The sequence below is a fragment of the Maritalea sp. genome, from assembly GCF_051251695.1.
GTDB lineage: Bacteria > Pseudomonadota > Alphaproteobacteria > Rhizobiales > Devosiaceae > Maritalea.
This window is the reverse complement of the sequence record NZ_JBPOEU010000082.1, coordinates 1-2,724: the sequence shown is the minus strand read 5'-3', so window position 1 is coordinate 2,724 and position 2,724 is coordinate 1. Positions and strand designations below refer to the sequence as shown.

2 protein-coding genes and 1 pseudogene are annotated in these 2,724 nt (G+C 48.5%); 2 read left to right on the top strand and 1 reads right to left on the bottom strand.

Going from position 1 to position 2,724, the window contains the following annotated elements; genetic code table 11:
- Both ACSHWX_RS18175 and ACSHWX_RS18170 read left to right on the top strand, forming a co-directional pair.
- Window positions 1-508: pseudogene (locus tag ACSHWX_RS18175) on the top strand (nicotinate phosphoribosyltransferase); the annotation flags it as partial.
- 58 nt (window positions 509-566) lie between these two features.
- Complete coding sequence (locus ACSHWX_RS18170; RefSeq protein WP_435669622.1) at window positions 567-2,324, top strand: ATP-dependent nuclease; 1,758 nt, start codon at window positions 567-569, stop codon at window positions 2,322-2,324.
- A gap of 34 nt (window positions 2,325-2,358) precedes the next feature.
- On the opposite strand, the gene arfB is transcribed toward ACSHWX_RS18170, so the two are convergent.
- Window positions 2,359-2,724: alternative ribosome rescue aminoacyl-tRNA hydrolase ArfB (gene arfB / locus ACSHWX_RS18165; protein ID WP_435669621.1), on the bottom strand; the 366-nt coding region annotated here is incomplete at its 5' end.

Genomic DNA, 2,724 nt, shown 5'->3' with positions numbered 1-2,724 from the left:
CGATTGGCAAGACGAACACGAGGGCAACCTGCGCATCATCCTGCCCGATACCTATGGCACCCAAGGCTTCCTTGACCACGCCCCCGATTGGCTCGCTGGTTGGACGGGCATCCGCATCGACAGTGGTGATCCTGCGGGGGCTGCCGAAGTCGCGATCAACTGGTGGAAAAGCCGTGGTGAAGACCCTACCAAAAAACTGGTGATCTTTTCTGATGGCTTGGACACCGATAAAATCATCGAACTGCACCAAAAATTCGCAGGTCGCGTGAAGACGTCTTTCGGCTGGGGCACCTTGATGACCAACGACTTCCGTGGCCTCAACATGTCAGGCGACACAGACACCCTCGCGCCGTTCTCACTTGTGTGCAAAGCCGTCAAAGCCAACGGCAACCCGACGGTGAAACTCAGCGATAACCCGAAAAAAGCCATGGGGCCTGCGGGTGAAGTCGAGCGGTATAAACGAGTGTTTGGCGTTGGGGAGCAAGACGAGATGGATGTTGTGGTTTAGACGCAATGCATCCACAATTGGATTAACCGCAAATTTTTTAGAACGGTAAAATAGCTTAATGAGCAAAGTGAAATCCATAGAATTTGAAGATTACAAAACTTTTCCAAAGTTCATTTTATCGGCTAGAGACAAGAATGTGCTGGTGGGGCCTAACAATGCGGGAAAATCGACATGTCTGGATGCTTTAAGGATCGCTTTTGACGCACTCAGGTACACTACGCGTAAAACTGGGGTATTGAAGTCGCACGGTTCAGACGGGGTGTGTCCAACTTGGGAGGTTCCGAGTTCCGCTATTCAAAATGACCTTCGTTACTGCGTTCACAACTTCGGAACGGGCCAAGCACGAATTTCTCTGAGGTTAGATAACGGTAACAAGTTTGTCATTTTGATACCTGATGATGGAGTTCTAGAGTGCTACTTGCAGTCTGACCTTCAGCCTCGTGTCAACTCAGCTTTCTTAAAAGAGCAATTTCCTCTTAAACTGACCATTGTCCCGACTCTTAGCCCGCTGGAGCAAAACGAGGAGTTGGTAAGGGAGGAAACCGTCGAGAAAAATCGGTATGGTAGGCTTGCAAGTAGAAATTTCCGAAATTTTTGGCTGCACAGAACTGATGACGAGTTTGATGCGTTCGCTGATCTGGTAGAGCTTGGTTGGCCTGGCATTCGCGTGCAGCGTCCAGAAGTTGAGCGCGGAGGCAATAGATCGATTGTAAGAATGTACTTTCGAGAAGGTCCGAATGTGAGAGAGGTCCAATGGGCGGGTTTCGGTTTTCAAGTTTGGATGCAAACCATGATGCATTTAGCTGGGACAAATCATGATTCAACTCTCGTTTTGGATGAACCAGACATCTATTTACACCCTGATCTCCAACACCGATTGCTAAGATTGGTAAGCCAAAGGGTTGGGCAATATTTTATTGCGACGCACTCGACCGAAATAATAAATGATGTGGATCCGGGTGAAGTTCTCATAATCAGACCGGAAGCTAGAGGTGCAAAACGCATTCAAAACGAGTCTGGGTACGCTGATGTTTATTCGGCAATTGGCAGTTCTGAGAACGCGCAGTTCGCGCGACTAGCAAAAACAAAGAAGGTTCTCTACTTCGAAGGAAAAGATGCCAAAATACTATCAAAAATTGCGAAGAAAATAGGTGGCATGGACTTTATTTCCAATTCATCAGTAACCCTCATGAAGACTGATGGGTTTTCAAACTGGTCCCGGGTGACAACGTCCTCTTGGGTTTTCGAGAAGTTCTTTGGGTTTAAGATTCCTGTCTCAGCCATTTTTGATAGAGACTACCGTTGTGATGGTGAAATCGAAGACTTCTTGAAAAGAGTAAATAAGGGTGAAACACATTGTGGCGTTCTTACTCACAAAGAGATTGAAAATTATCTGCTAGTACCAAGTGCGATTGCTGCCGTGGTTAAGAAGTTCTCCGGTGGAAGCTTGCCGTCAGGTTGGGAAAATACGGTTAGTGACATTATTGAATCAAGTATTGAAGAAGTGAAATCGACAACGCTTTCTCGCCGTATCGGAGCAAGGATCGAGTTCGAGGTAAAGAAAAACCCAAAAAGAGACATCCCTTCGTTGTCTGCTGAAGAAGAAGCTAGATTTACCGAAAGCTGGAAAAGAGAAGAATTCCGTCGACAAGTTGTTCCCGGGAAAGAAGTCTTTTCATCAATCGTAAAAAACATTCAAGACAAGCTTAAAGTCACTGTAACGTCTCCGAGAGTGATTGACGAGTTGACCGCCCAAAGCGTCGATCGGGAGCTCATGCAGCTTTTGATGAAGGTTAAAGAGCATTTGTTGAAATGAATTAAACAAGATCGCAGGCCATCTGCCCAAATAGTCACTCAACCCGCCCACGCAGCGCCTTCACTTCCCCGCGTTTTTTCTTCCCATCCAGTCGTCTGCGCACTGATCCTTTGGTGGGTTTGGTTTTGACGCGAAACTTAGGCCGCTCTGTCGCTTGGGTGATCAGCGCGGCGAGTCGCTCTCGGATCAGTTCTCGGTTGCGCACTTGGGAGCGGGTTTCATCGCACTGCAGGATGATCGCGCCGTCTTTGGTCCAGCGGCGTCCCGCCAGTTTGCGCAGGCGAATTTTCACAGCAGGGGGCAGGTTGGGGGATCGCTCCGCTTCGAACCGCAGCTCCACCGCGGATGACACTTTGTTCACATTCTGCCCACCCGGCCCAGAGGCCCGCATGAAGCTTTC